At 48.5% G+C, this 4396-nt stretch carries 6 protein-coding genes and 1 pseudogene; all 7 read right to left on the bottom strand.

Features of this window, described 5'->3' with window-relative positions; genetic code table 11:
• Positions 1 to 245 (bottom strand): annotated as a pseudogene (locus tag ACEW8P_RS20395) (hypothetical protein); the annotation flags it as partial.
• 172 nt (positions 246 to 417) lie between these two features.
• Positions 418 to 1383 (bottom strand): N-acetylornithine carbamoyltransferase, encoded by a 966-nt coding sequence (locus tag ACEW8P_RS20400; protein ID WP_373514918.1) that lies wholly within the window; start codon positions 1381 to 1383, stop codon positions 418 to 420.
• A gap of 89 nt (positions 1384 to 1472) precedes the next feature.
• Positions 1473 to 2606, bottom strand: a complete 1134-nt coding sequence (locus ACEW8P_RS20405; protein ID WP_373514919.1) for an aspartate aminotransferase family protein — start codon at positions 2604 to 2606, stop codon at positions 1473 to 1475.
• A gap of 60 nt (positions 2607 to 2666) precedes the next feature.
• Positions 2667 to 3653 (bottom strand): N-acetyl-gamma-glutamyl-phosphate reductase, encoded by a 987-nt coding sequence (gene argC, locus ACEW8P_RS20410; protein ID WP_373514920.1) that lies wholly within the window; start codon positions 3651 to 3653, stop codon positions 2667 to 2669.
• A 4-nt stretch (positions 3654 to 3657) separates the two neighbouring features.
• On the bottom strand, positions 3658 to 4077 hold the full coding sequence (locus ACEW8P_RS20415; RefSeq protein WP_373514921.1) for a type II toxin-antitoxin system VapC family toxin: 420 nt from the start codon (positions 4075 to 4077) through the stop codon (positions 3658 to 3660).
• Positions 4070 to 4297 carry a DUF2281 domain-containing protein gene (locus tag ACEW8P_RS20420; protein ID WP_373514922.1) on the bottom strand — a complete coding sequence of 76 codons (228 nt, stop codon included), beginning with the start codon at positions 4295 to 4297 and terminating at the stop codon, positions 4070 to 4072. The genes ACEW8P_RS20415 and ACEW8P_RS20420 overlap by 8 nt, the downstream gene beginning before the upstream one ends.
• Positions 4209 to 4396: hypothetical protein (locus ACEW8P_RS20425; RefSeq protein ID WP_373514923.1), on the bottom strand; the 188-nt coding region annotated here is incomplete at its 5' end. The genes ACEW8P_RS20420 and ACEW8P_RS20425, both read right to left, overlap by 89 nt.

Genomic DNA, 4396 nt, shown 5'->3' on the forward strand with positions numbered 1-4396 from the left:
AGGCCAAATACTGCCATCGCCACCGACACGGTAAACTGTACCGTTTCCGCCAAACCACCTTGGTAAAGCGCTGGATACGCCAATCCATGCACTGCCAAGTACCACTGCACGGCCCCGGCTCCCGCCAGCGCGAACAGCCCCACAAAAATCCCCGACAGTCCGCTCAGGGACTGAAAACGAGTGGAGCGGTCCATGATGCTCCTGATTTCGTGCAGGGTTTTAAGTTGGTCGTTTTGATCTTGCATAGCAGAGTACTCTGAAATGCAAAGTAAATGAATTTTTCAACAGGAAACTAAAAGAGGCGGCCATTTTTTTTATGGTCAGCCAGTAAGCCATATCGCACGACCATCTTTGCCGAGTCGGTTCCAAATTTGGCGCATAATTGTGCGCTCACGTGAGCCTGATTGCCTTACCCACTCACTGCATCGCCACCAGAATCTCTTTCAATACCGCCTGCGCGGCCCATTCGCGGTTGCCCGCCTGCTCGATAACCAGTGAACGCGGACCGTCCAGTACTTCGTCAGTCACCTTCACGTTGCGGCGCACGGGCAGACAGTGCATGAACTTGCCGTTGTCAGTGCGGGCCATTTTCTCCTCCGTCATCATCCAGGCCGGATCGTTCACTAATACCTGCCCGTAGTTGGTGTAGGACGACCAGTTTTTACCGTATACAAAGTCGGCGCCTTCCAGGGCTTTGTTTTGATCATAAACTACCTCGGCGCTACCCAGAAATTCAGGAGCTAAGTCGTAGCCCGGCGGGTGGGTGACAACTAGTTCGACGTCTATGCGATTCATCCATTCGCAAAAGGAATTGCCGACAGCTTGTGGCAACGCTTTGAAGTGTGGCAGCCAGGTCAACACTACCTTGGGGCGCGCTTTTACCTTGAATTCCTCGATCGTGATACAGTCGGCCAACGATTGCAGCGGGTGCCGCGTGGCCGATTCGAGGTTGACGATAGGAACGCCCGCGTATTTCCTGAATTGTTCGAAAACCAATTCGGAGTAATCCTTATCGCGGTCCTGTAACTTGGCAAATGACCGCACCCCGATGATGTCGCAGTACTGCCCGATGACCGCTGCTGCCTCCTTTACGTGTTCGGCTTTGGCTCCGTTCATGATGATGGGCTTGCCCGGCTCGCCTTCCTCCATTTCCAGGCCCCAACTGTCCTGACTGACATTTAGGATAATGACATTCATACCCAAATTTTGAGCCGCTTTCTGCGTACTCAGCCGTGTCCGCAGGCTGGAGTTAAAGAAAAGCAAACCGATAGTCTTGTTCTTACCCAATTCTTGATCGGAGAAGGGATTGCGCTTGGCTACGATGCCGCTGGTAACGAGTTGACTGAGGTCAGGGACGTCGGCGGGAGATATAAAGTGGTTCATTCTTGGCTTTTAAGGGTACTTTCGGGTTGAGGGTCAACGGTTAAAGGTCAAAGGAGGTCAGTCGATACGGCAATGACTTTTTTCTTTTGCTAATCTAACTGAGTGATTTCAGTTTCAAGTGCTTCTAAAAACGCATCGGCTTCTTTCCTTCCGAGCGCCAGCGACGGCAGTAGTCGAAGGGTATTCGCCCCAGCGACGCCCGTAAAGAGTTTGTGATCAAAGAGTAGTTTATTGCGTAAGTCTTTGATCGGAAAATCGTATTCGATGCCAATCATCAGGCCACGACCGCGCAGTTCCTTGTAGCCGCCGATGCGTCGGATGCCTTCCATAAGGTACTCACCCATCTTAGTAGCGTTTTCGATCAAGTTCTCGTCTTTCATAATATCCAGCACCGCCACGCCCGCCGCGCAGGCGAGGTGATTGCCGCCAAAGGTCGTTCCCAACAAGCCGTAACTCGCTTTGAACTTGGGAGAAATCATCACGCCACCGATTGGAAAACCGTTGCCCATACCTTTGGCCATCGTCATCAGGTCGGGATGGATGCCACTGAACTGGTGCGAAAAAAACTTACCCGTACGTCCGTAGCCGCATTGCACACTGTCCAAAATCAGCACCGCTCCGGTTTCGTCGCCCTTGCGGCGCAACGTTTGCAGGAATTCATCGGTGGCAACGTGGATGCCGCCCACGCCCTGAATTCCTTCCACGATCACAGCGCAAACTTCGGCGTCGATCCCGATTTCGGAGGCTTCCACATCGTTGTAGGGCAGAAAACTTACGTGTTGATTGTAGTTGACCGGCGCCACGATCGACGGATTGTCCGTCGCCGCCACCGCACCCGCTGTGCGTCCGTGAAAGCCCTTTTTGAAGGCAACAACCTTCGTTCGGCCCGTGTGAAAGGACGCCAGTTTTAAGGCATTTTCGTTCGCTTCCGCGCCGGAGTTGCACAGGAAAAGTTTGTAATCAGGGTAGCCGGACAGCACACCTAGTTTTTCCGCTAACTCTTCCTGCAAACCAATCCTAACCGAATTGGAATAAAAGCTGATGGCGTTCATCTGCCTGGTGAGCATTTCCACATAATAGGGATGGCAATGCCCCACGGAAATCACGGCGTGACCGCCGTAGAGGTCGGTATATTTGGTACCGTTTTGATCCCACAAATAGCTGCCTAGCGCCTTGACGGGTTCTATGTCGTATACGGGGTAAACGTCGAAAAGATTTGACATTTATTAAGTTGCGAGTTGAGATTAGATAGTGGACAGTAAAGATTAGGTGGATTCAAGTTGTTAAAAAGCCGGAGCTTTTAATTTTAGACCCGCAACTTCCGGCAGGCCAAAAATCAAATTCATATTCTGTACCGCCTGACCTGAGGCACCCTTAGTAAGATTATCGATGATGCTGGTAATCAATAGTTGCCCATCATGCTTTTCCAAATGAACGAAACACTTATTCGTATTGACGACTTGTTTCAGATCAATCGCCGAAATACTTACGTGCGTGAAGGGGTGTGTTTCGTAAAAACTGCGATATAGTTCGATAGCTTCTTCCAAAGTACCCTCGTAAGAAGTATAGACATTAGCCATGATACCGCGTGTAAAATCGCCGCGGTAAGGAATAAAGTTGATGGCTTTGTCAAAACCGCTCTGCAGCTTCGTCACACTCATTATTATTTCAGTCAAATGCTGGTGCGTGAAGGCTTTGTAAATCGAGGCATTATTGTTACGCCACGAAAAATGAGTTGTCGCACTTAACGATTGTCCAGCCCCCGTACTGCCCGTCACAGCACTCACATGGATCTCATTTTGTAGCAATCCGGCTTTTGCCAGTGGCAATAAAGCTAGTTCAATACTCGTGGCAAAACAACCAGGATTAGCGATTTTCGTCGCTCCCTTTATTCTCTCTTTTTGCAACTCGGGTAAGCCATATATAAAGTCAGCCGACTCGTCACGAAAATCTGTACTAAGGTCGATGATCTTGACAGATTCAGGTACTTTATTCGCTTCCAGAAACTTTCTTGATTCGCCGTGACCCGAGCAGAGGAAAATCACCTGCAAAGATTCGTCTTGTAGTAAAGTTGAAGTCTCATCTCCCGAAAAAATCAAATCGGTATCGCCCAACAAATCCGTGTGCGTGGCGTACACAGGCTTGCCGGACTGGCTTTTACTATGGGCGAAGGCGATGTGCGCGTTGGGGTGATTCAGGAGAATGCGTATTAATTCGCCTCCTGTGTAACCCGCCGCTCCAATGATTCCTATGCTTATTTCTTTTGTCATATAATTATTTCCAAAACGTTGTGACGAATTCTGATTTATCCATATCCGGGTCATTCGTCAGTATTGGTGTGTTTAAAAGTAGCGCGGTTCCGGCAATCAAGCGGTCATGGAGTTCAGGTATATCATCAATTTCAAAAGCTCTCAAAATGACATCGGCATCCATGAGACGAAGTTTGAAAGCATCTGGCGAACTACGAATAAAAGTCAACACATTATCAGGAGAGGTTTCTATGCGCCCCCTTTCGTATAAATATCCTACTTCAGCAAGACTCATGGCGGGAACCCATACTGTGTATTTGTCGGGTTCAGACAGCGCAGATCTGAAAACGTTTGCTACTTTCCGAGGCAGCTTTCTTTTCTCGAGCCATAATACTATCGCCATAGTATCGCTAACGTAAACAGAATATTCTGCCAAATCACTCATTCTCCAGTTTTGGATATAGTGTTTTGTAATTTAGAAATTCCTCTTCGAGATGGGCTGTTTGTTCGTTTGAAGACGAGCGCATCCCAATATTAGACTCCATCGCCCGCAAGGATTTCTTAGTAAGCAAAAATTCAGCAAAATCCAGAATTTCTTGAACTAAAGATGCAGGCATTCGCTCGACCATACGATTCAATTCGTTTTTCAATTCTAACTTTTCCATGATTTTCTTTTTGATTGCACATCAACTTTTTTCCCCACTCTCCAACTCCGTCACCTTCTGATAAATCATCGCCTGATTCGACGCTACTTTCGAGAAGCC

It is taken from the genome of Persicitalea sp. (genome assembly GCF_041751555.1).
Taxonomy (GTDB): Bacteria; Bacteroidota; Bacteroidia; order Cytophagales; family Spirosomataceae; genus Persicitalea.

Bases quoted from the DNA above. Each gene is read 5' to 3' on its own strand.
- argC (WP_373514920.1), bottom strand. From the start codon at position 3,653: ATGACAAAAGAAATAAGCATAGGAATCATTGGAGCGGCGGGTTACACA.
- ACEW8P_RS20400 (WP_373514918.1), bottom strand. From the start codon at position 1,383: ATGAACCACTTTATATCTCCCGCCGACGTCCCTGACCTCAGTCAACTC.
- ACEW8P_RS20405 (WP_373514919.1), bottom strand. From the start codon at position 2,606: ATGTCAAATCTTTTCGACGTTTACCCCGTATACGACATAGAACCCGTC.
- ACEW8P_RS20415 (WP_373514921.1), bottom strand. From the start codon at position 4,077: ATGAGTGATTTGGCAGAATATTCTGTTTACGTTAGCGATACTATGGCG.
- ACEW8P_RS20420 (WP_373514922.1), bottom strand. From the start codon at position 4,297: ATGGAAAAGTTAGAATTGAAAAACGAATTGAATCGTATGGTCGAGCGA.